Raw genomic sequence first — 21,114 nt, 5'->3', positions numbered from 1 at the left:
GCCTTTTATACACGGCGTCGTCGCAACATGCGCCACACTTCAACGATACGCGGCGGTTGTCCAGTACGCAGAATGCCCTGCCGGAAGATACGACCGGACAGCCACAACACAGCAATCGTGGTCAGTACCAGCACAATGGTTGTTCCCACCACATCCACCATGGGTGGCTGAGCGGCGGCACGGTTCATCATCGTAAATGGCGTGAACAGCGGAATCCAGGACATGACGCGGGCCATGGTGCCGTTGGGGTCCTGAGCGACAAAGCTCATCGTCAGCACCGGCACGATCAGAATCATGATCAGCGGCATGATCAGGCTCTGGGCCTCCTTCAGCGTATTACAGAGACTGCCTATGGCGAGGAAGATGCCCGCATACAGCGCGTAACAACACAGATAATAGAACACAAAGTAGGGGATCAGGTCAGAGCTGAGCAGCACGTCAAGAATCTGCACAATGGCGGCCGTTTCAACCGTCTGGTACAGCTGCAAAAACACAAAAAACGAAGTAATCCAGGCCAGGATGGTCGTAATGCCAGTGGCGCCAATGCCGAGCAGTTTGCCCATCATCAACTCGCCAGGTGTCACCGAGGCCAACAGCACTTCGATAATGCGATTGGATTTTTCTTCAATGGTATTGCTGAGCAGGTACTGCACGCTCTGCATCAGGGAGATGAATATCAGATACACAAAACCCATCGGCGCCCACTGCCGGAAAGTGTCAGCCATGCTGACCTCGGCCTCACCCAGCTGTTTGCCGGGATCCAGACGGCTCAATGGCAGCCGGGTCCTCTGAATGTCGCGCACGGCCTGAATGTCTATGCCCTGTGCGGTAAACTCCTGCTGGCGGATGGTGTTGTTGAGACTGGCCTGAATGGCATTCGGCAAGCGGGTATCAGTCAGGTTGGCAGCCCAGTACTGAACGCCACTGGGCGTACCGTCAGACAACATCAGGCGCTCCAGCGAGTCAGGTCGCACCACATCACCGGCCACATTGGCAGGTACCAGAATCAGGGCAAACAGGGGTACGGCGGTCCCGTCGTGCTGCAGGCGTCGCTCGCCATTCAGATAGGGGCGCATGTATTCCACAATGGTCTGCGGTGGCGCACTGGTGTCCAGATCGGCTGGGGGATCAATGGCAATGAACTGTCGTCGTGGCGGCGTGAAGGGCGGTGCATCTTCGCGCAGGTAGGGCCGGGCCATCTGCAGCGCCATGTCCAGGCCGCCGTTGCTCAGCCAGTCATCAAGCGCAGACACTTCGTCATTGCCAAAATCATCCAGCAGCTGATCGAGCTGGTTTGCTGGCGCCTGTGGCGGCGGTGCGCCGCCCATATCAACGCGGTTTGCCTGCAGATAGCGCATGAACTCCTGCATGACCTGGCGCTGGTGTTCGCGGCTGATGGCCGTGGCGACCGCGCCGCCGTACTCACCAGACTGGTCAATCAGCATGAAATAGCGCGTCGGTGTGGCGGTGGCCAGGCGGCTTGAGATATGGAAGATCAGAAAAAAGACAATTGGCACCAGAAGGACGCCAATCCAGAAGCCCTTGGTTTTGACGTTTTCCATGAACTCGCGCCAGGCGATCAGCAGCGTCACTCTCATCTAAAATTATGCTCCCGGGCTTCCTTGCCAACCAGATGCACAAATACATCATGCAGACTGGCCTGAGTGAAATCGAAGCGACTGAGTGAGACTCCGTTCTCAAAGCAGTGCTGCAGTATCTGTTGCGGGTCGGCCTGTTCTTTTACGTACAGCTCCCATTGCCGAATCCCGTTGGCTCTGGTGCTGCCGTCCTCTGGAGGCTGCTCCTGAACCGACAATACGCCGTCCAGCTGGCGTACCGAATGGATATCACCTCGCGTTTCCAGTACAACGCGGCGCGGAATGATGGCGTGTGCCTCACTGACGGTGCCATCAAACACCTTGCGGCCCTGAGTAATCAGCAGCAGGCGCTGACACAGACGTTCGGCATGCTGCATGATGTGCGTGGAGAAAATCACGGTCTGACCATTAGCCGACAGGTCCTTGATCAGCTGCTCCAGCACTTCCTGATTGACCGGGTCCAGTCCGGAGAATGGCTCATCCAGAATGACCAGCTCGGGTTCGTGGGCAATGGAGGCCAATACCTGCACCTTCTGGCCCATACCCTTGGACAATGACTCGATGCTGGATTCGGCAAAGTCCTTCAGACCGTAGCGCTCCAGCAACTCAAATGCCTTGTGGCGGGCAGCACTGCGCGACATACCCTTCAGCGTGGCAAAGTAGCTGATGATGGCCCAGACCTTCATTTTTTTGTACAGGCCCTTTTCTTCGGGCAGATAACCGATGCGGTGACGCACATCCATGGCCGAACGGTGGCCCAGCACATCGATATGGCCAGTATCCGGACGGATGATGTCGAGAATCATGCGGATAGTGGTGGTTTTGCCGGCCCCATTGGGTCCCAGAAAACCATAGACAGAGCCCTGCGGTATGCTCAGGTTTATCTGGTCGACTGCGGTAAAGTCGCCATAGCGTTTAGTGACGTTTTCAAGCGTCAGAACCGGTGTGCTCATTCGTCGAGTTTAGCACACGCTTGTGGCAAAAATGTCACTCACAAAAAAGGCCATCATCCGCGAGGATGACAGCCTTTGCTGAGGCAGCCGCAGCTGCCGGATAAGGCGTCTTCAGTCAGACAACTCAGCTGGCTTTGGCTTCCTGCTGGCTGGCTGTGAGCTGCTGATCGATGACTTCTGCTACCAGACGACCTTCGTCGATGGCGCGCACCACCAGGGACTGGCCACGGCGGCAATCACCAGCAGCAAACACCTTGGGGTGGCTGGTGCGGAAGCTCTTGTATTCAGCCTTGTAGTTGGAGCGCTGATCCAGTTCCAGTCCCAGCGGCTCGCTGATGTAGTGCTCTGGCCCCAGGAAACCCATGGACAGCAGAATCAGATCGGCTTCCCAGAACTTGGTTGTGCCCGGCACTTCCTTGAAGCTGGAGTCCACTTCGACAGTGTTGATGCCCAGCAGCTTGCCGTTTTCATCACGGACAAACTCTTTGCCGCTGATGGAGTAAACACGTGGGTCGTTGCCATCGCGCTCGGCGGCCTCTTCATGACCGTAGTCAACGCGATAGATCTTTGGCCACAGCGGCCAGGGGTTATCCGACGGACGCTCACGCGGCGGCTTGGGCATGATCTCGAAATTGACCAGCGACTTGCAGCCGTGACGCAGAGATGTTGCGATACAGTCGGTACCGGTGTCACCGCCACCGATGACGATCACGTTCTTACCTTTGGCGCTGATGTAGTTGCCGTCTTTCAGCTCAGAGTCGAGCAGGCTGCGCGTGTTGGCAGTCAGGAACTCCATCGCAAAATGCACGCCATCACCTTCACGGCCCGGGATCTTCAGGTCACGTGCAGTAGTTGCGCCAGTAGCCAGCAACAGGGCGTCGACTTTATCCAGCAGTTCACTGACGTCCAGACCATTAACGCCCTTGCCGCCAACATTTACGCCGGTGACAAACTTGATGCCTTCTTCCTTCAGCAGGTTGACGCGACGATCAACAACATCTTTTTCCAGCTTCATGTTGGGGATGCCGTACATGAGCAGGCCGCCGATGCGGTCTTCACGCTCATAGACAGTCACTTCGTGACCGTGCTGGTTCAGCTGCGCTGCAGCAGCCAGTCCGGCGGGACCACTGCCGACCACGGCGACTTTTTTGCCGGTGCGGAATTTAGGTGGATTCGCCCGTACCCAGCCGTTTTCAAAGCCTTTGTCGATGATGGCGTTTTCAATGTTCTTGATGGTGACCGGCGGGTTGTTGATACCCAGTACACAGGAACCTTCGCACGGCGCTGGACATACTCGTCCAGTGAACTCCGGGAAGTTGTTGGTCTTGTGCAGCCGATCCAGCGCATCGCGCCACTGACCCTTGTAGACCAGATCGTTCCACTCGGGGATCAGGTTGTATACCGGGCAGCCGTTGTCAGACTGACAGAATGGAACACCACAGTCCATGCAGCGTGCGCCCTGCGTTTGCAGGTGCTCTTCCGCCGGGTCGGTGTAAATTTCCTTGTAGTCCAGCAGTCGCTCTGCCGGCGCACGGTAGGGAACCGTGCTGCGCTCGAACTCTTTAAAACCGGTTGGTTTACCCATGTTAAAACCTTATCTTTGCAATTTTGTACGTATCAGACAGCCACTGCCTGGGTCTGTGACTTGGCAGCCATTTCCGCCAGCACACGCTTATAGTCGGTCGGCATCACTTTCACAAAGTGCTGCAGCGATGCGTCCCAGTTATCCAGAATCTGCTGCGCCACCGTCGAGCCGGTGTAACGCAGGTGATTGCTGATCAGTGTTTTTAATTCTTCAATGTCGGTGGCGTCCTGGACTGGTTCCAGTTCAAACGACTCCATGTTGCACTGACGCTCAAAGTCTTTGTCCTGATCCCAGACATAGGCGATACCGCCACTCATGCCGGCGCCAAAGTTACGGCCGGTTTTGCCAAGAATGACCACACGACCACCGGTCATGTATTCACAGCCATGATCGCCGATACCTTCGACGACGGCGCTGGCGCCAGAGTTACGCACCGCAAAACGCTCGGCCACGATGCCGCGGAAGTAGGCTTCACCGCCGGTGGCGCCATACAGATTGACGTTACCGGCAATAATGTTCTCTTCCGGCTTGAAAGTGCTCTCTTTGGGTGGATAGATCACGATCTTGCCACCCGACAGGCCCTTGCCGACGAAGTCGTTGGCGTCACCTTCAACCGTAATGGTGATGCCTTTGGCCAGCCAGGCGCCCAGGCTCTGACCGGCAGAACCATTCAGTTTGATGTTGATGGTGTCTTCCGGCAGCTGCTCTTCGCCGAAACGCTTGGCCACTTCGTTGGACAGCATGGTGCCAACCACACGATTGATGTTGATGACCGGCAGCTCAATGTTGACCTTCTCGCCTTTCTCCAGCGCAGGTGCGGCCAGTTCGATCAGCTGGTTATCCAGTGCCTTGTCCAGGCCGTGATCCTGCTCCATGGAACAGAAAGTACCAGTATTCGGGAACACTGCCTTGGCGGGCGTCAGGATGTTGCTCAGATCCAGGCCGCGAGCTTTCCAGTGGTCTACAGCCACATCGCTTTCCAGCAGGTCGACGCGACCGATCATTTCGTTGACGGTGCGAATACCCAGGCTGGCCATGATCTCGCGCATTTCTTCAGCCACCATGAACAGGTAGTTAACTACATGCTCAGGCTTGCCTTTGAACTTCTTGCGCAGCTCAGGATCCTGAGTCGCGATGCCCACCGGGCAGGTGTTCAGGTGACACTTACGCATCATGATACAGCCCAGCGTGACCAGCGGCGCGGTTGCAAAACCGTACTCTTCGGCACCCAGCAGCGCAGCGATGGCGACGTCACGGCCGGTCTTCAGCTGGCCGTCGGTCTGCAGCGCAACGCGTGAACGCAGATTGTTCATAACCAGTGTCTGGTGTGTTTCTGCCAGACCGAGCTCCCAGGGCAGACCCGCATGCTTGATGGAGGTCAGCGGTGAGGCACCGGTGCCGCCATCATGGCCGGCGATGACCAGGTGGTCAGTCTTGGCCTTGGTAACACCAGCAGCAATGGTGCCGACGCCGATTTCCGATACCAGCTTGACGCTGATACGGGCCTGGCGGTTAGCGTTTTTAAGGTCATGGATCAGCTGAGCCATGTCCTCAATGGAGTAAATGTCGTGATGCGGGGGCGGAGAAATCAGCCCTACACCCGGCGTCGAGTGACGAATACGGGCGATCTGTTCATCCACTTTGCCGCCGGGCAGCTCGCCGCCCTCACCGGGCTTGGCGCCCTGGGAAATCTTGATCTGAATCTCGTCGGAGTTGCTCAGATACCAGATGGTCACGCCAAAGCGGCCGGATGCGACCTGCTTGATCGCCGAGCGCTTGGAGTCACCGTTGGCCATCGGGCTGAAACGGATCGGATCTTCACCGCCTTCACCGGTATTGGACTTGCCGCCCAGTCGGTTCATGGCGACTGCCAGTGACTCGTGACTTTCCTGTGAGATGGAGCCAAAGCTCATCGCACCAGTGGCAAAGCGCTTGACGATCTCCTTGGCCGGTTCCACTTCATTCAGCGGAATGGCTTTCTGATCGGCACGGAACTTCAGCAGACCACGCAGTGTACAGGCGCGCGTGGTTTGCTCATTGGTGTACTTGGCAAATACCTTGTAGGCGTCCGGGCTGTTGGTGCGCGCCGCATTCTGCAGATTGAAGATGGCACTCGGATCCCACATATGGCTCTCGCCGCCGCTGCGCCAGTGGAAGTCGCCCGGGTTGTTGAGGACCGGAATACGGTTCTCGTCTTTTTCCGGGTAACCCAGGCGATGACGACGCTCGGTCTCTTCTACCAGGGTGTCAAAGTTCACGCCCTGCACACGGCTGGCGGTACCCACAAAGCAGCGATCAATCACGTCAGACGCCAGACCTACAGCTTCGAAGATCTGGGCGCCACGGTATGACTGCAGTGTGGAGATGCCCATCTTGGCCATGACTTTCAACATGCCTTTGGCAACTGCTTTTTTGTAGGCGTAAACCACGTCGCTTTCGTTGGGATAATCTTTACCCAGCAGGCCGTCCAGCTGTGCCTGCCAGATCGCCTCAAAGGCCATGTAGGGGTTGATGGCGTCAGCGCCATAACCCACCAGCAGACAGTGGTGATGGACTTCACGCGCTTCGCCAGTCTCGACGATCAGGCCGATCTTGGTGCGCTCGTGGGTGCGAATCAGGTGGTGATGCACAGCACCGGTGGCCACCAGGGCGCTGATCGCAGCGCGGTTTTTGCCGATCTTGCGGTCAGACAGGATAACAAAGGCAAAACCATCGGCGATGGCCTGACTGGCTTCCTGGCAGACGCGATCCAGACCGGCCTGATATCCATTTTCGGCATTGATGTCGTATGTGATATCAACCACTTTGCTGCGCAGACCGTTATGGTCCATGCGGCGGATGGTCTGCAACTGTTTGTTTGACAGAATCGGGTGCTGCAGGCTCAGGCGGTGGGCGTGCTGCTCGGTGGTTTCCAGCAGGTTGCCTTCCGGACCGATAAAGCATTCCAGGGACATCACCACTTCTTCGCGGATCGAGTCGATCGCCGGGTTGGTGACCTGTGCAAACAGTTGTTTAAAGTAGTCGTATATCATGCGTGGCTTGTCAGACAGACAGGCCAGCGCCGAGTCGTTGCCCATGGAACCCAGCGGGTCACGGGCTTCGGTGATCATTGGCAGCAGCATGAACTGCATGGTTTCGGTGGTGTAACCGAAGGCCTGCATGCGCGGCAGCACGTTATCTGAATCCAGCGAGTGCGCCTCATTGCCGTCGGCCAGCATGTCCAGCGTGATCTTCTGATTGGCAAGCCATTCGCCATAGGGGCGTTTGGCAGCAATACTGTGCTTGAGCTCTTCGTCCGGAATCAGACGGCCCTGTTCAAAGTCCAGCAGGAACATACGGCCTGGCTGCAGACGGCCTTTTTCCTTAACGTTGGCCGGATCGACCTGTACCACGCCTACTTCAGAGGCCATGATGACCTTGTCGTCGTGGGTCACGTAGTAACGGCTGGGGCGCAGACCGTTACGATCCAGTACGGCGCCAATGTAGTGACCGTCGGAGAATACAATAGAAGCTGGACCGTCCCACGGCTCCATCAGTGCGCTGTGGAATTCGTAGAAGTCCTTTTTGTCCTGCGACATGTTGACGTCCGATTGCCAGGCTTCCGGAATCATCATCATCACCGCTTCCTGCAGCGAACGGCCGGACAGCAGCATGAACTCAAGTACCGAGTCAAAGGAGCCGGAGTCAGAGACATCAGAGTCGATGATGGGGAACAGATCTTTCAGCTTGTCGCCAAACAAGTCAGTGTGCAGCGTGCCTTCACGTGCCACCATCTGATTGACGTTGCCGCGCAGGGTGTTGATTTCACCGTTGTGGCTCATGAAGCGATTCGGCTGGGCACGGTCCCAGGACGGGAAGGTGTTGGTGCTGAAACGTGAATGCACCATGGCCAGGTGTGTTTCAAAGCCGGGGTTGGTCAGATCCTTGTAGAACGGGAACAGCTGACCGGGCGTCAACATACCTTTATATACAATAACTTTGGTCGACAGGCTGCAGGCATACAGCATTTTTGCCTGGCTCAGCGACGCGTCGCCGCGCAGCTTGTGCGTAAAGCGCTTACGGATGATGTACAGCTTGCGCTCAAACGCCTCTTTATCGAGACCATCTGCAGCGCCAATGAACAGCTGAGCGATGTAGGGCTGCGCCATACGGGCGGCCGGGCCGACATCGGCACCTTCAGCATCGGTGGGCACTTCGCGCCATCCCAGCAGCGTCTGGCCTTCTTCGGCGATGATCTTGTTGATCGTCTCCCGGCAGAACTCACGCTCTTTCTCGTTCTGGGGCAGGAAAATATTGCCGGTGGCGTACTTGCCTGCTTCTGGCAGAGTAACGTTGAGCTCGTTCTGAGCAACTTCGGCAAAGAATGTGTGTGGCAGCGCCATCAGGATGCCGGCGCCGTCGCCGGTGTTGGCTTCAAAGCCGCAACCACCTCGGTGATCCATGCGGGAGTTGAGGTGGTAGGCGTCCAGCATGATCTGGTGACTTGGGCGACCTTTGATGTCTGCAACAAAGCCTACGCCGCAGGAATCTTTCTCGTTGGCCGGGTCATACAGTCCGGTCTTCTCCGGAAAGCCAAACATGTGGGGGTATTGGGCTTGATCAGTCATAGTGTTCGCTACGTCTCTTTAATTCGTTTTTAGTGTTTCTCTTCCGGCCACCGTTGAACCCTCCCCCACATACGCTGCATCATGTAGCACTGCTGACAGGGAGATGCGTGAATTAGACATTATTGATTTGCACGGCTCGGTGTATTGCCTGCACCCCGGACTGCGTGTCCGGCAAGTTCCAGACGGTCCTAAAACACGTTACGCTGTTTTACGGGGGCTGGACACAATACCACTCAAACAGAATATGTCAAGTTAGCGGGCCGCACCGTGCTTGGGTTTGTGGGTGTCAGGGTGACGTAGTGTCGCAGGTTTTGTCTTGATAAAACGGGGCAGCTGGATTACTCTTCGCCTTCTATATAGCGCCTCTGTTTTCCGACAATCAACGTGACAGGAAATAAAGAGAATCTGCCCACATCAACAATAAGCACAAGTTAACAGCTGAGGGGATATCACGTGGAAATTATAAGAAACAAGCGGGACGTTTGGGGTGACGAGGTCATTCTGGGTGTAGCCTGGGATCTGTTGTGGGTTGTCGCAGTCGCGGCCCTGCTGCTGTTGGCTGGTCACGCCATCGTTATGGCGGCACTGGCCAAGCGTAAAGCCAAGCCCTCAGCCGAAGGCCCCAAAGTACGCCGTCACGATGCCATCGATCGCGCCTTTCACTGGATTATGGCCGCATCAGTGCTGGTTCTGATCGCCACCGGTGTCATGCCAATTCTCGGCGTGCGCTTCGCCTGGCTGAACATTCACTGGATTGCCGGCCTGATACTGACATTTGTGGTCATCTTCCACATTATCCGCGCCACCTTCTGGCAGGACTTCAAGTCCATGCTGCTGACGCCGTCCGATTTTGCCGAACCATTTGATGAAAGCCGCAAGCCGGGCAAGTACTCCTTCGAGCAGAAGGGCATGCACTGGGCCATGACAGTGCTGGTACTGCTGGTCATCGTAACGGGTGTGATTCTGTTCACCAACATCAACTCACCGTTCTGGGCACGTCCCTCGGTGCAGGATGAAGCCCAGCTGGGTCTGATGTTCCTGCTGCACGGCCTGGCGACGCTGGCCCTGGTTGCCTTTACCGCCATCCATATCTACTTCGCACTGCGTCCTGAGAAGATCTTCTACACCCGCTCCATGGTGAAGGGCTGGATCTCTGAGGACGAAATGAAGCAGAACCATGACGCAAGCAAGTGGAAGCCAGAGGCTGAGTGATAGACGTGAAAGATCTTGAGAAAGAAATAGAAGTCGTTGAGAGCGGCTACGAGTTCCTGCTGGCCTACGCCGCGCAGGGAAGACCGCCACATGATGAAGACAGTTATCCGCCGCCCCACGCACGGCCAACATTGAAAGACATGTTGAAGGCCATGCAGAATGTTGCGGCGGCAATCAACGACGGCAGTTCACAGCATGAGTACGAGCAGGTGATTGCGGATGATATCCGCAAGGCAAGCGCGGCTCTGAGCTTTGTGCTGGCGCAGCCAAAGATGAGTTCAGAGCTGATCGATAATCTGAACGCGTCAATCCATCTGCGCGCCGTATTGACCGATTTCTTCCTCTACAGCGAAGTGTTCCGACCAGTATCCGAGTCTGCGGGCTCGGAGCCAGCCAAGCCGGCATTCGACGCATCTCTGGCAGTTAACGCTGCCGCGCCGAAATCCGACTCCTGATCTGATAAAACAGCTAATCAGCCACTGACATCGACTTCGGTCGGTGTCAGTGGCTGGCTGTTGTCAAATCTGTCCTACCTGCACGTATAACACGCCCACCGCGATACCCACAGTCAGCAACAATAACAGCCACTTGCCGGCGCCCCCGCGTTTGTTGCCCCAGTTGTAATCTTCTTCCTCCACAAAAATCGGATTGATCTGACGTTTAAATAATCGCATTTCAGGACCTCTACTACCTTGGGTTTTAGCGGGTTCAACAATTGTGACAACAAATGCCCGGCATAATTTGCTGGACTTTGTGGCAATCCGGGGCGCATCTGTAACAAAGTGAAACCGCGGGCATTAATTGATAATCAGGCGGTCAGCCTCGTCAAAACTTGCTGATATACTCGCCCTGCTTTCAAAAACCATAATGAAAATAATCGGGGAACCCGCAGTGATATCACCCATATCCATCACTTCTTTGCGCCTGCCTGCCACATTTGCCAGCATCACCGTGCTGACGATCTGCGCAGCGGCTTATTCCACCCACTCCTACGCCCAGAATCCGACGGCAGAAGGTGTATTGCCATTGACCCAGGTCGACAGCGATACCGCCAATATCGAGCTGGATGGCGCCCTGGATGAAGCTGTCTGGAATACGCTCCCTGCCTACGATGGCATGCGCGTGATCAACCCGGATACGCTGGCGCCCGCGTCGATGCGCACCGAAACACGGATCTTCTACAACGACCGCGGTATTTACGTCGGCGCCATGAACTATCAGGATCCAGACACCCTGGTAGCGCGCATGAGTTCGCGGGACGAAGGCGTGCAGCGTGATGGTTATGTGATTTCCATCGACACCTCAGGTCAGGGCCTGTACGGCTATTTCCTGCGCATAAACCTGGGTGGCACTTTCTCTGATGGCACGATTCTGCCCGAGAAGCAGATCAGCCGTGACTGGGATGGTCCCTGGAATGCTGTGACTCAAGAGCTGGAGAATGGCTGGTCCACCGAGATATTCATTCCCTGGGGCATGATGCAGTTGCCGCAGACCGGTGAGGTGCGCGAGATTGGCATCTACACCGAGCGCATGGTGACCCACCTGAACGAAACCTGGTCCTGGCCGGCGCTGCCGCAGACCAATCCGGAATACCTGTCGGCATTCCAGAAGTTCTCGGTGGCCGGTATTGATCCCAGCACGCAGTTCACCTTTTACCCCTATGCTTCCGCGACCTACAACAATATTACCGACGAGTCCGAGACGCGTGTGGGCGCCGATATTTACTGGCGACCGACCTCCAATACTCAGGTATCGGCAACGCTGAATCCAGACTTCGGTACCGTTGAGTCAGACGATATTGTTGTGAATTTAAGCGCATTCGAGACATTTTTCTCGGAGAAGCGGACATTTTTCCTCGAGGGTCAGGATATTTTTCGTGCAGGCCCGCGCGCCAGTGGTGGCCCCTTCGGTCCGATCACCGTGCTGAATACCCGCCGCATAGGTGCGGCACCCTGGATCGATACCCCCGCCGGAGTTTCAGTGAGCCCGACCGAGCGCAATGCACCAACCGAGCTGCTGGGTGCTGCCAAAGTGACGGGCTCGCAGGGTAACTGGCGTTATGGCACCCTGCTGGCCGCCGAAGACGATATGACGCTGCGCGGCCGCGATGCCGCAGGCAATCAGGTCAATCTGGAGTCCACCGGTCGCGACTTTGCTGTCGGTCGTCTGCTCTACGAGGACACCAGCGGCGGTGGTCGTCGCGGCTTTGGCTGGATTGGCACGCGATTGAGCCATCCGGACCATGACGCCACTGTAAACGGCGTCGACGTCTCCTGGTTCTCCGCCGACACGCGCTGGGTGTTTGATGGCCAGGTGCTGCACAGTGATGTGAATGGCACCACAGGTTCAGGTGCGCTGTTCGATCTTAACTACCGCCCCTCGCGGGGTATTCAGCACTCGTTCACTGGCAATTACTTTGATGACACACTCAACATCAATGATGTGGGTTATTTGCAGCGTAATGACCATGTGATGCTCGATTACCGTTTTAACATCACGGAGTCGGGCCTTGAGAATCTTCGTTCGCGCTCGCGTTACATGATGATCGTTAACCAGTGGAACACCGACGACCGGCCAGTGCGGCTTGGGCTGTTCTTCGGCCAGAACATGACCTTTCTGGACAATACCAGTCTGAACATGAACTTCCGCTATTTCCCGCCACGTGTGGACGATCGTCTGAGCCGTGGCAACGGCACCTTCAAGATCCCGCACCGGCTGGCCTACGATCTTGAGTGGAGCAGCGACCGCTCACGTCCGTTAAGCTACAGCGCACGATTTGGCAATGCTCAGGAAGATCTGCAGCGCAGTAACCTGAGCTACGAAGTGGGTGTGCAATGGCAGCCCAATGACCGCTTTAATACCGAGCTGGAACTGGAGTACCGCGATCGTGAGTCCTGGCTTGTGCATCAGGGTGGTCCGCGGCTGACGGCTTTCCGGGCCACCGAGTGGGCGCCACAGTGGAACGCCAACTACTTCATCAACTCCAAGCAGCAGTTTCGCCTGGCGGTGCAGTGGACCGGTATCAAGGCCAAGGAAGACAAGTTCTATCGCATCGATCAGACCGATGTCCGGCACCTGATCCGCACGCCCAAGCCGGATGCGACTCCCGATGACTTTACGGTCAGCCGCATGAGTTTCCAGGCGCGTTATCGTTGGGAGATTGCACCGCTATCGGACCTGTTTATTGTGTACACGCGCGGCAGCAACCTGCCTAGCGATCTGGGTTCCGAATTCCAGGACCTGCTGTTCGACTCCTGGAGCGAGCGCATTACCGACACCTGGGTGGTGAAGCTGCGTTATCGCCTGGGTAATGGTTGATGATCTAGAGGCCCGCCTCATCTGAGGCTGACAGCGGCAGGTCGTCTGCCGGCCGCTGTCACCCAATCATCAAAAAAATGTCGTAGACTGCCAGCTCCGTAAAGTCCACTTTCAGATAGAAAAAAGGATACACTGATGGTCACTCGGTCGATGTCACGATTGTTGCAAGGGGTTGTGCTCATGTCTGTCATTACTGGCAATGTGCTGCCGTTAGCACCGGCCATGGCGCAAAGCGATGCTGCCGACAAGGTCGTTGTGGCGCACCGCGGGGCCAGTGGCTACCTGCCCGAGCATACCCTGCCGGCGGCTGCCATGGCCTACGCCATGGGCGCCGACTTCCAGGAACAGGATGTGGTCATGACGCGCGACGATCAATTGATCGTCTGGCACGACCTGACGCTGGACCGTAACACCGATGTGCGGCATCAGTTTCCGGGCCGCGCCCGCGACGATGGACGTCACTATGTTATTGATTTCACGCTGGAAGAGCTGCGTCAGCTGCGTGTCACCGAGGGTTACCGCCTGAATGATGCCGGCGAAGAAGAGATGATCTACCCGCAGCGCTTCCCGCTGTGGCAGTCCACCTTCACCATCCACACCTTTGCCGAACAGCTGCAGATGATTCAGGGGCTGAACCGCTCAACTGGCCGCGATGTCGGTATCTACCCCGAGCTGAAGTCACCTGCCTTTCACCATGAACACGGCAAGGATATTGGCATGGCCGTGCTCAGCGAGCTGAAGCGCTTTGGTTACACCAGCAAGGACAGTAATGTATACGTGCAGACCTTCGAGTTTGATGAACTCAAGCGTGTTAAAGAAGAAGTGCTGCCGGCATTGGATATCGAACTGAAGCTGGTGCAGCTGATGGGCGATGATGAGGCCTATGCCTGGATGCTGGCACCCGGCGGCATGCGTGAGCTGGCGCAGTACGCTGATGGCATCGGCCCGGAAAAAGGCATGATCATCAGCTATGAGTCGACGCCCAACAATCTTCAGATCAGCTCGCTGGTACGTGATGCCCATCAGGCTGGGCTCAAAGTACACCCCTATACCTTCCGGGCTGATGACGGTCAGGTGCCCGGTTACGCCGACAATTTTGAACACCTGCTGGAGATATTCCTGTTCGAGGCCAATGTTGACGGGCTGTTCACCGATTTTCCGGACAAAGCGGTGGACTATCTGAACGAGAGATAAGGCCCGTTAAAGGGGACGGAGGGATTTAGCGACCTAAATCCCTCCGCCCCCTTTTAGGAAATCGCTTTCGCCTGCTTACTTATTGCTGTACACTGCGCGCCCTTTTTGTAGAATATCCTCGTTTACCGCACGTCACGCCAGCAGGCACCTATTATGTCCAGCACCACCGCGCCCGATCTCGGCTTTGCCGAGCTCAATCTGCCCGCATTCCTGTTAAAAACACTGGAGCGCGTCGGGTATGAAAAACCCTCGCCTATTCAACAGGCTACAATTCCTGCCTTGCTCGAAGGAAAGGATATTGTGGGCATGGCCCAGACCGGCACCGGCAAAACAGCCGCATTTGCACTGCCGATTCTGGCCAAGATTGACGTAACTAATCCGTCAACCCAGGCACTGGTGCTGTGTCCAACGCGTGAGCTGGCCATCCAGGTGGCCGAAGCGTTCCAGACTTACGCCGAAGGCCTGAAAGGCTTTCATGTGCTGCCAGTTTATGGTGGCCAGGACATGAGCCGACAATTGCAGGCTCTGCGTCGTGGTGTGCACGTGGTGGTAGCAACCCCCGGCCGTCTGCTCGATCACCTGAACCGACGCTCACTGGATCTGAAAAAAATCAACACGCTGGTGCTTGATGAAGCTGACGAAATGTTGCGTATGGGGTTCATCGACGATGTCGAGACCATCCTTCAGCAGACACCGTCCACCCGCCAGGTAGCGCTGTTCTCCGCGACCATGCCGCCGCCCATCCGTAACGTGGCCGAAAAATACCTGCACGACCCGCAGGAAGTGCGCATCAAAAGCGCAACCAGCACCAACTCTGATATCGATCAGTACTACTGGCTGGTGCAGGGCACCAACAAGCTGGACGCATTGACCCGTATGCTGGAAGTCGAAGACTTCGACGGCATGATCGTATTCGTACGTACCAAAAACAGCACCGTGGAGCTGGCCGAGAAACTCAACGCACGTGGCTTCTCTGCCGCGGCCCTGAACGGCGACATGAACCAGCAGCTGCGCACGCGCACCGTTGAGCAGTTAAAGAACGGCCAGTTGGATATCGTGGTAGCCACCGACGTGGCAGCACGCGGCCTGGATGTGGAGCGCATCAGCCACGTGATGAACTACGATATTCCCTACGACAACGAAGCCTACGTCCACCGTATTGGTCGTACCGGTCGCGCCGGCCGCAGCGGCAAGGCGGTTCTGTTTGTAGCACCACGCGAACAGCGTATGCTGCAGTCAATCGAGCGCACCACGCGTAAAAAGATCACGCGGATGGAGCTGCCGACAAGAGGCGATCTGATCCTGAAGCGCAGCCAGCAGTTCAAGCAGACCATTGCTGATGCACTGGCACAGGACAACCTGGATTTCTTCCGCAGTCTGATCGCCGATCTTTGTCAGGAACATGAGTGTTCGCTGGAAGATGCCGCAGCCGCGATGGCCTTCCTGCTGCAGAAAGACCGACCGCTGGAGCCATCTTTTAAAGAAGTTAAAGAAACCAGCTACGGCACGAGCAAGGGTTTCAAAGAAAAAGCGTCAAGAGGCACACAATCTGCTGGTGACGATTTCGCTGGCGAGCGGCCTGCCCGCAAGCCACGCAGCAAAGTCCCGACAGGTGATGAGTACATTGGCAGCCTGCTGGAAGGCGACGACGCTGGTGAACGTGCGCCACGCAAGCGCCGCGAGCAGCGTGACTTCAGTGATGGTGATGATGTGCCCATGGAACACTTCCGTCTGGCAGTGGGGCACGACCATGGTGTCACGCCGCGCGAGATTGTTGGTGCCATCGCTAACGAAGGCGGCATCGAAGGTCGTTATATCGGACGCATCCAGATATTTGATGATCACACCACCATCGATCTGCCGACTGGCATGCCTGATGAAGTATTCCAGACCCTGCAGCGCACCCGCGTGTGCAACCAGGCTCTGAATCTGGAGCGTGTGGCATCTGGCCCGGCGCCTGATCGTGGTCGTCGCTCGCGTCCTGAGGGTGCCCGCAAGCCACGTTCGGCAGGCCCCCGTCGTGAAGCATTCACAGAACCCACGCGTCCGCCTCGTGCGGCGCGCCAGGACCGCTTCGCCGACAGCAAGCCGGGCACTGACCGTCCACGCTTCGACCGCTCAGCGGACAAACCGGATTCGGACAAACCGCGTGGCGATCGCTTCAAAACGGGCGGCTTCAAGGGCGACAAGTTCAAATCCGAAAGCAAGGGCAGCAAGTTTGGCGGCGACAAGTTCAACGCTGACAAGCCCAAAGAGAAAAAGCGTGGCGCGCCCAAAAAGCGTGTCGACAAAGACAAGGGCAAGCGACGCTCGCCTGCCCGAGGCAGTAAATAACTCATCGCAGTCTGCTAGACTGGGCCCCTGAGCATTTTTTCCGGGGCCTGATGTGTTGACGCTGGACCTTGCCGGGGCGCTGGCCCTGATAAGCGCGATGCTGGTGCTGGCAGCCCTGCCAAGCATCAGCGTGCTCGCCGTAACCTCCAGAGCGCTGGCCGGTGGCTTTCGTCACGGCGCCGCCGTAAGTGCTGGCGTGGTTGCCGGCGATTTGCTGTTCATCCTGATTGCCCTGTTTGGTGTCACCCTGTTGCTCAATGCTGCCAATGGCTGGGCCAGCTGGCTTAAATTTCTGGCAGCCGCCTATCTGCTATGGATGGCCCTCGGGCTGTGGCGCAGCGCTGCTGACTCGCATATGGCCACCACTCCTTCCCCTGAATCCTCAATACCTTCTCATCCTGTAAAGTTGTCCGGTTCACTGCGTGGCAGCTTTGTCAGTGGACTGCTGCTGACGCTGGGCGATCAGAAAGCCGTGCTGTTTTACCTTGGTTTTTTCCCTGCCTTTGTGGATGTTGCCGCTATCACGTTCTGGGATGTGCTGCTCATCATGTTGATTACCATCATCTGTGTTGGTGGCGTCAAACTCGTCTATGCGGCACTGGTGGCCAGGGCAGGGCAACTGCTGGCAGGCGATCCACGATTTGCCTTCTGGTCCGCGTGGCTGAACCGCCTGGCCGCGCTGCTATTGGTGGTGGCAGCCGGGCTGGTCATTCTGCGATACTAGGGCCATGAAGATCATCTACCACGCCGCTGACATCATGGAAGCCCACATAGTTGCCGGCCTGCTGCGTTCGCACGGTATTGAGCCCCATGTGGGTGGTCACTACCTGCAGGGTGCTGTGGGCGACCTGGCCGTTCAGGGTTTTGCCGAGGTCTATGTGCAGGACGATGACATCGATGCCGCAGAACAGGTCATCCGCAGCTACGACAGCCAGGCGGAGGCCCTTAAGGAAGGAGCCGATACCGATGAGTATCAAGCAGATTGGGCCGACCCCGATTCAGGAATATCACACGCTTAATTGCCATTGTGGCGCCGTGCAGATAGAGCTGCACCTGCCCGACGGCGTCGTTTCTCCGCGCCGCTGCGACTGTTCATTCTGTCGCCGCCGCGGTGCGATCATGGGCACCACCAGCCTGCCGGCCATCCGCATCGTCAAAGGTGAAGACGCGCTGAGCCTGTATCAGTTCAACACCCAGGTTGCGCGCCACTACTTCTGCTCCCGGTGCGGCATTTATACACATCACCAGCGCCGCTCCGACCCCAATGAGTATGGATTCAATGTCGGCTGCCTGGAGGGTGTGAATCCCAAAGATCTGGGTGAGGTGCCCACCATGGATGGCGTCAATCATCCTTCGGATCGCAAGCAATAAATCGAGCTCAATCAGGTCTTAGTTTACAGGCTGGCCAGCCGATGGCCGTCCAGACATAACACTTAACAATAACTCTGCCCTCTGGAGGCGACATGAAACGGCTGTATCACTCACTGACCCTTGCCCTACTCGCACTTTTCTCCATATCCGCCATGGCACAGGACTTTGTCTGGGCGCCGGACTTTCCGGTGGGCAGCGAGATCCCGTCGATCAGTGCGCCAGATCAGAATGGCGACGTTCAGACGCTGGCTGAGCTGAGTGGCGAGAAAGGCCTGGTGCTGGTGCTCAGCCGTTCCTTCGACTGGTGCCCCTACTGTATCGCCCAGCTGCAGCAGCTGGTGGATGTGGCCGACGAGTTTGAAGCCCTGGGATTCAATGTGGCGACAATGACCTACGATTCACTTGAGACGCTGCAGGGCGCCGAAATCGACTACGAAACCGACTTCCCGCTGCTGCGCGATGAAGATGCCACCCACGTCAGCGCACTCGGCATCCTGAATACCGAATACGAGCCCGGCAGTCGTGCTTACGGTATCCCATATCCTGGCATTTTTGTGCTTAGCCCGGACGGCACTGTGCTGGCCAAGTTCGCGGAGGCGGACTACCGCGACCGACCAGACTTTGACTACGTGCTGCAGGCGGCGAGCGAGCTGTAAACGCAAATCAGCCCCAGTTTGGAGGCCACACCAAGGTGTGTGGTCTTCGACATTTTGATTAACCCGGCAATAAACGTGAAATGGCGCTCATTCGTCACGTATCAGCCCTTTGGGTTATTGCAAAGTCACAGGGATTCTATTAAACAGGAAACACAATCACGCCCGGCTTCACGGTCTGGCGAAAACAGGGAGAATGGGTTGTGTTTGTTGTCATATTTCGCGCCACGGTCAAACAGGCCGACGAGCTGTACTCAGCCACGGCAGCACGTCTGCGCGAACTTGCCCTGACCGAATTTGGGTGTCTGGAATTCACCGCGGTCAATGAAGGCGATACCGAAATCGCACTCTCCTACTGGCCTTCCGAAGAGCATATTCTGGCCTGGAAGGCCCACCCCGAACATCGCACCGCCCAGCAGCTGGGCCGCGAACGCTGGTACAGCTCCTATTCCGTGCAGATTGCTGAAATCGGGCGTAGTTACGCCGCGTAGATGCCGAGCTGATATTGTCCGTCATCACGCACGGGCCCAAGTATGCGGTACACCCGCAGGGCGGTAGCGTGCCTGGATTCGCAGAAACCTCTTAATTAATACCCTGTGCGGAGTATCAACTATGACCTCAAAAACCGTTTCCGGAAGCTGCCTGTGCGGTGCAGTCACCCTGACCGTGCCTACTGAAGGGCACATTGAAGCCTGTCACTGCGGCATGTGCCGGCAATGGGGCGGCGGCCCGCTGTTGGCGCTGATGCCAACCGGCAAACCAGAGGTCAGCGGTGCCGACAATGTCAGTGCTTACAGCTCCTCCGAGTGGGCCGAGCGCGCTTTTTGCAAATCCTGCGGCACCCATCTCTACTACCGCATGAAGGAACACAACAACTACGCTATCCCGGCCGGCCTGTTCAAAGACACCGGCGGTTTCAGCATGAAAGAGCAGATCTTCATCGATAAGAAACCCGCGTACTATGACTTCGCCAATGACACGCCGAAGCTGACGCAGAAAGAGGTGTTTGAGAAGTTTGGTGTGAGTTGAGCGGGTTACCGGGACCCAAGCCGATCCAGTGGACTGGCGGTTCCCGCGTAATGACTGCCCAGGATGTGTGTATAGATCTGCGTGGTGCTGATGTCGTTGTGTCCCAGCAGCTCCTGGACCGTCCGGATGTCAGCGCCATTCTGCAAGAGGTGGGTTGCAAAAGAATGGCGAAAGGTATGGGAGCTGATCTTCTTGCGTGTCATGCCGGCCTGTCGTACGGCGATGGCCAGGAATTTGCGGACAACGGAGTCGTGCAGGTGGTGGCGGCACAGTGTACCGTCGTAAGGGTTGGCGCTGTAGCCTGAGGCCGGAAACAGATAGGCCCACCCAGCGGTTCGGTAAGCATTCGGATATTTTTTAGCCAGCGCGGTAGGCAGCGACGGACCAAGACCTTTCTCGTTGTCGATCTTGAGTGTAAGCAAAGCCTGGTCAATGTGAGCTTTTAGTGGCGTTATGAGACTGGTGCTGAGTAATGTTGTTCTATCCTTACGCCCCTTGCCGTCATGAACTGTTATGGTCATCAACTCGAAGTCAATGTCGTTGACACGCAGTCGGAGCGCCTCGTTGACGCGCAGCCCGCTGCCATACAGGAGCTGAATGATAAGTTTATTGCGCCCCTCCAAGTGTGAGAGCACGCGTTGGACTTCAATTGGGGACAATACGGATGGAAGGTGACGCTGCTTGGTTGCGAGTGTAAAGTTGAGGTCGCCAAGATCGATATTCAGAAATTTCGTATAAAGAAATACCAACGCATTCAAGGCAATTTTCTGGGTATTGATAGCAACTTTTTTGTCAGCAGCCAGGTGAGTCAGGAATTCTCTGACCTCATTAGCGCCAGTTTCTGCGGGATGGCGTCGATCTGTAAAGTAAATGTAGCGACGAATCCAGTGTAAATAGGTCTTTTCTGTTTTAATCGCGTAGCCGCGCAAACGCATATCGCGACGAATCTCTTCAATGAACGGGCTTGGCATAGGAACCTCAGTGTTATTGGAACAACTATCAGCAATAGTGTTCTAGCACAGATAACTAGGTAATGTGTGCGCACGGTGAATCAGAACTGCGAATGCTGAGGCTGAGAAATTTTTGTGGTGTCAGAAAGGAACTAGCGCAAGCCGGGAATAAACAGCTGTAGTGAATTAGCGTGCAGCAAAATTGGGTAATCGTGCGTGCGCACGATACAAATGTTAGGTGCTCTAGCAATGCGCAACTCACTGCTGCTAACAACTTTGGTCCTGATGCATGCCTGCTCGAATGATGATA

The 21,114-nt window shown here is 56.5% G+C and carries 17 protein-coding genes; 11 read left to right on the top strand and 6 right to left on the bottom strand.

Annotated features, from left to right (window positions below; translation table 11 throughout):
* Nucleotides 1-5: 5 nt before the first annotated feature.
* The 4 genes from QGM61_RS09740 to gltB form a co-directional block, all read right to left on the bottom strand.
* Nucleotides 6-1,598 (bottom strand): ABC transporter permease, encoded by a 1,593-nt coding sequence (locus QGM61_RS09740; RefSeq protein ID WP_237132394.1) that lies wholly within the window; start codon nucleotides 1,596-1,598, stop codon nucleotides 6-8.
* On the bottom strand, nucleotides 1,595-2,551 hold the full coding sequence (locus tag QGM61_RS09735; RefSeq protein WP_281132831.1) for an ABC transporter ATP-binding protein: 957 nt from the start codon (nucleotides 2,549-2,551) through the stop codon (nucleotides 1,595-1,597). Before QGM61_RS09735 ends, QGM61_RS09740 begins: the two co-directional genes overlap by 4 nt.
* 124 nt (nucleotides 2,552-2,675) lie before the next feature.
* On the bottom strand, nucleotides 2,676-4,136 hold the full coding sequence (locus QGM61_RS09730) for a glutamate synthase subunit beta (RefSeq protein ID WP_237132392.1): 1,461 nt from the start codon (nucleotides 4,134-4,136) through the stop codon (nucleotides 2,676-2,678).
* Between the two features lie 32 nt (nucleotides 4,137-4,168).
* A complete protein-coding gene (gltB, locus tag QGM61_RS09725) occupies nucleotides 4,169-8,743 on the bottom strand; it encodes a glutamate synthase large subunit (protein WP_281132830.1) in 4,575 nt (1,524 codons plus the stop codon).
* Nucleotides 8,744-9,196: 453 nt separating this feature from the next.
* Between gltB and QGM61_RS09720 the strand changes: the two genes are divergently transcribed.
* Together QGM61_RS09720 and QGM61_RS09715 are read left to right on the top strand one after the other, a co-directional pair.
* Complete coding sequence (locus tag QGM61_RS09720; protein WP_237132390.1) at nucleotides 9,197-9,955, top strand: cytochrome b/b6 domain-containing protein; 759 nt, start codon at nucleotides 9,197-9,199, stop codon at nucleotides 9,953-9,955.
* Nucleotides 9,952-10,410 (top strand): hypothetical protein, encoded by a 459-nt coding sequence (locus tag QGM61_RS09715; protein ID WP_237132389.1) that lies wholly within the window; start codon nucleotides 9,952-9,954, stop codon nucleotides 10,408-10,410. The genes QGM61_RS09720 and QGM61_RS09715 overlap by 4 nt, the downstream gene beginning before the upstream one ends.
* 63 nt (nucleotides 10,411-10,473) lie before the next feature.
* Here QGM61_RS09715 and QGM61_RS09710 read toward each other — a convergent pair whose 3' ends face one another.
* Nucleotides 10,474-10,629: a hypothetical protein gene (locus QGM61_RS09710; RefSeq protein WP_237132388.1), complete on the bottom strand. Its 156-nt coding sequence runs from the start codon at nucleotides 10,627-10,629 to the stop codon at nucleotides 10,474-10,476.
* A 217-nt stretch (nucleotides 10,630-10,846) separates the two neighbouring features.
* On the opposite strand from QGM61_RS09710, the gene QGM61_RS09705 reads away from it, so the two are divergent.
* The 9 genes from QGM61_RS09705 to QGM61_RS09665 all read left to right on the top strand — a co-directional run bounded on the left by QGM61_RS09705 (nucleotide 10,847) and on the right by QGM61_RS09665 (nucleotide 19,854).
* Nucleotides 10,847-13,273, top strand: coding sequence for a DUF5916 domain-containing protein (locus tag QGM61_RS09705; RefSeq protein WP_281132829.1), 2,427 nt, complete (start codon nucleotides 10,847-10,849; stop codon nucleotides 13,271-13,273).
* Nucleotides 13,274-13,453: 180 nt separating this feature from the next.
* On the top strand, nucleotides 13,454-14,467 hold the full coding sequence (gene glpQ / locus QGM61_RS09700; RefSeq protein WP_237132386.1) for a glycerophosphodiester phosphodiesterase: 1,014 nt from the start codon (nucleotides 13,454-13,456) through the stop codon (nucleotides 14,465-14,467).
* Between the two features lie 153 nt (nucleotides 14,468-14,620).
* Nucleotides 14,621-16,801, top strand: coding sequence for a DEAD/DEAH box helicase (locus tag QGM61_RS09695; protein WP_281132828.1), 2,181 nt, complete (start codon nucleotides 14,621-14,623; stop codon nucleotides 16,799-16,801).
* 52 nt (nucleotides 16,802-16,853) lie between these two features.
* Nucleotides 16,854-17,525 carry a LysE family translocator gene (locus QGM61_RS09690; RefSeq protein WP_281132827.1) on the top strand — a complete coding sequence of 224 codons (672 nt, stop codon included), beginning with the start codon at nucleotides 16,854-16,856 and terminating at the stop codon, nucleotides 17,523-17,525.
* 4 nt (nucleotides 17,526-17,529) lie between these two features.
* Complete coding sequence (locus tag QGM61_RS09685; protein ID WP_237132383.1) at nucleotides 17,530-17,820, top strand: DUF2007 domain-containing protein; 291 nt, start codon at nucleotides 17,530-17,532, stop codon at nucleotides 17,818-17,820.
* On the top strand, nucleotides 17,768-18,172 hold the full coding sequence (locus QGM61_RS09680) for a GFA family protein (protein ID WP_281132826.1): 405 nt from the start codon (nucleotides 17,768-17,770) through the stop codon (nucleotides 18,170-18,172). The genes QGM61_RS09685 and QGM61_RS09680 overlap by 53 nt, the downstream gene beginning before the upstream one ends.
* Nucleotides 18,173-18,264: 92 nt before the next feature.
* A complete protein-coding gene (locus QGM61_RS09675; RefSeq protein WP_237132381.1) occupies nucleotides 18,265-18,828 on the top strand; it encodes a peroxiredoxin family protein in 564 nt (187 codons plus the stop codon).
* 200 nt (nucleotides 18,829-19,028) lie between these two features.
* Nucleotides 19,029-19,316, top strand: a complete 288-nt coding sequence (locus tag QGM61_RS09670; protein WP_237132380.1) for an antibiotic biosynthesis monooxygenase family protein — start codon at nucleotides 19,029-19,031, stop codon at nucleotides 19,314-19,316.
* Nucleotides 19,317-19,437: 121 nt separating this feature from the next.
* The gene (locus tag QGM61_RS09665) at nucleotides 19,438-19,854 is read left to right on the top strand and encodes a GFA family protein (RefSeq protein WP_281132825.1); all 417 of its coding nucleotides are present in this window, start codon (nucleotides 19,438-19,440) and stop codon (nucleotides 19,852-19,854) included.
* A 5-nt stretch (nucleotides 19,855-19,859) separates the two neighbouring features.
* On the opposite strand, the gene QGM61_RS09660 is transcribed toward QGM61_RS09665, so the two are convergent.
* Entirely contained in the window at nucleotides 19,860-20,825 is a 966-nt protein-coding gene (locus QGM61_RS09660; RefSeq protein ID WP_281132824.1) for an integron integrase, read from the bottom strand.
* Nucleotides 20,826-21,114 lie beyond the last annotated feature (289 nt).

Origin of the sequence: Pseudohongiella sp. SYSU M77423, assembly GCF_029911965.1 — a bacterium.
Classification (GTDB): Bacteria; Pseudomonadota; Gammaproteobacteria; order Pseudomonadales; family Pseudohongiellaceae; genus Pseudohongiella.
This window is presented reverse-complemented; position numbering and strand designations above follow the sequence as displayed.

Coding starts and splice junctions, on each gene's coding strand:
- QGM61_RS09740 (WP_237132394.1), bottom strand. CDS start 1,598: ATGAGAGTGACGCTGCTGATCGCCTGGCGCGAGTTCATGGAAAACGTC.
- QGM61_RS09735 (WP_281132831.1), bottom strand. CDS start 2,551: ATGAGCACACCGGTTCTGACGCTTGAAAACGTCACTAAACGCTATGGC.
- QGM61_RS09730 (WP_237132392.1), bottom strand. CDS start 4,136: ATGGGTAAACCAACCGGTTTTAAAGAGTTCGAGCGCAGCACGGTTCCC.
- gltB (WP_281132830.1), bottom strand. CDS start 8,743: ATGACTGATCAAGCCCAATACCCCCACATGTTTGGCTTTCCGGAGAAG.
- QGM61_RS09710 (WP_237132388.1), bottom strand. CDS start 10,629: ATGCGATTATTTAAACGTCAGATCAATCCGATTTTTGTGGAGGAAGAA.
- glpQ (WP_237132386.1), top strand. CDS start 13,454: ATGTCTGTCATTACTGGCAATGTGCTGCCGTTAGCACCGGCCATGGCG.
- QGM61_RS09695 (WP_281132828.1), top strand. CDS start 14,621: ATGTCCAGCACCACCGCGCCCGATCTCGGCTTTGCCGAGCTCAATCTG.
- QGM61_RS09685 (WP_237132383.1), top strand. CDS start 17,530: ATGAAGATCATCTACCACGCCGCTGACATCATGGAAGCCCACATAGTT.
- QGM61_RS09680 (WP_281132826.1), top strand. CDS start 17,768: ATGAGTATCAAGCAGATTGGGCCGACCCCGATTCAGGAATATCACACG.
- QGM61_RS09675 (WP_237132381.1), top strand. CDS start 18,265: ATGAAACGGCTGTATCACTCACTGACCCTTGCCCTACTCGCACTTTTC.
- QGM61_RS09665 (WP_281132825.1), top strand. CDS start 19,438: ATGACCTCAAAAACCGTTTCCGGAAGCTGCCTGTGCGGTGCAGTCACC.
- QGM61_RS09660 (WP_281132824.1), bottom strand. CDS start 20,825: ATGCCAAGCCCGTTCATTGAAGAGATTCGTCGCGATATGCGTTTGCGC.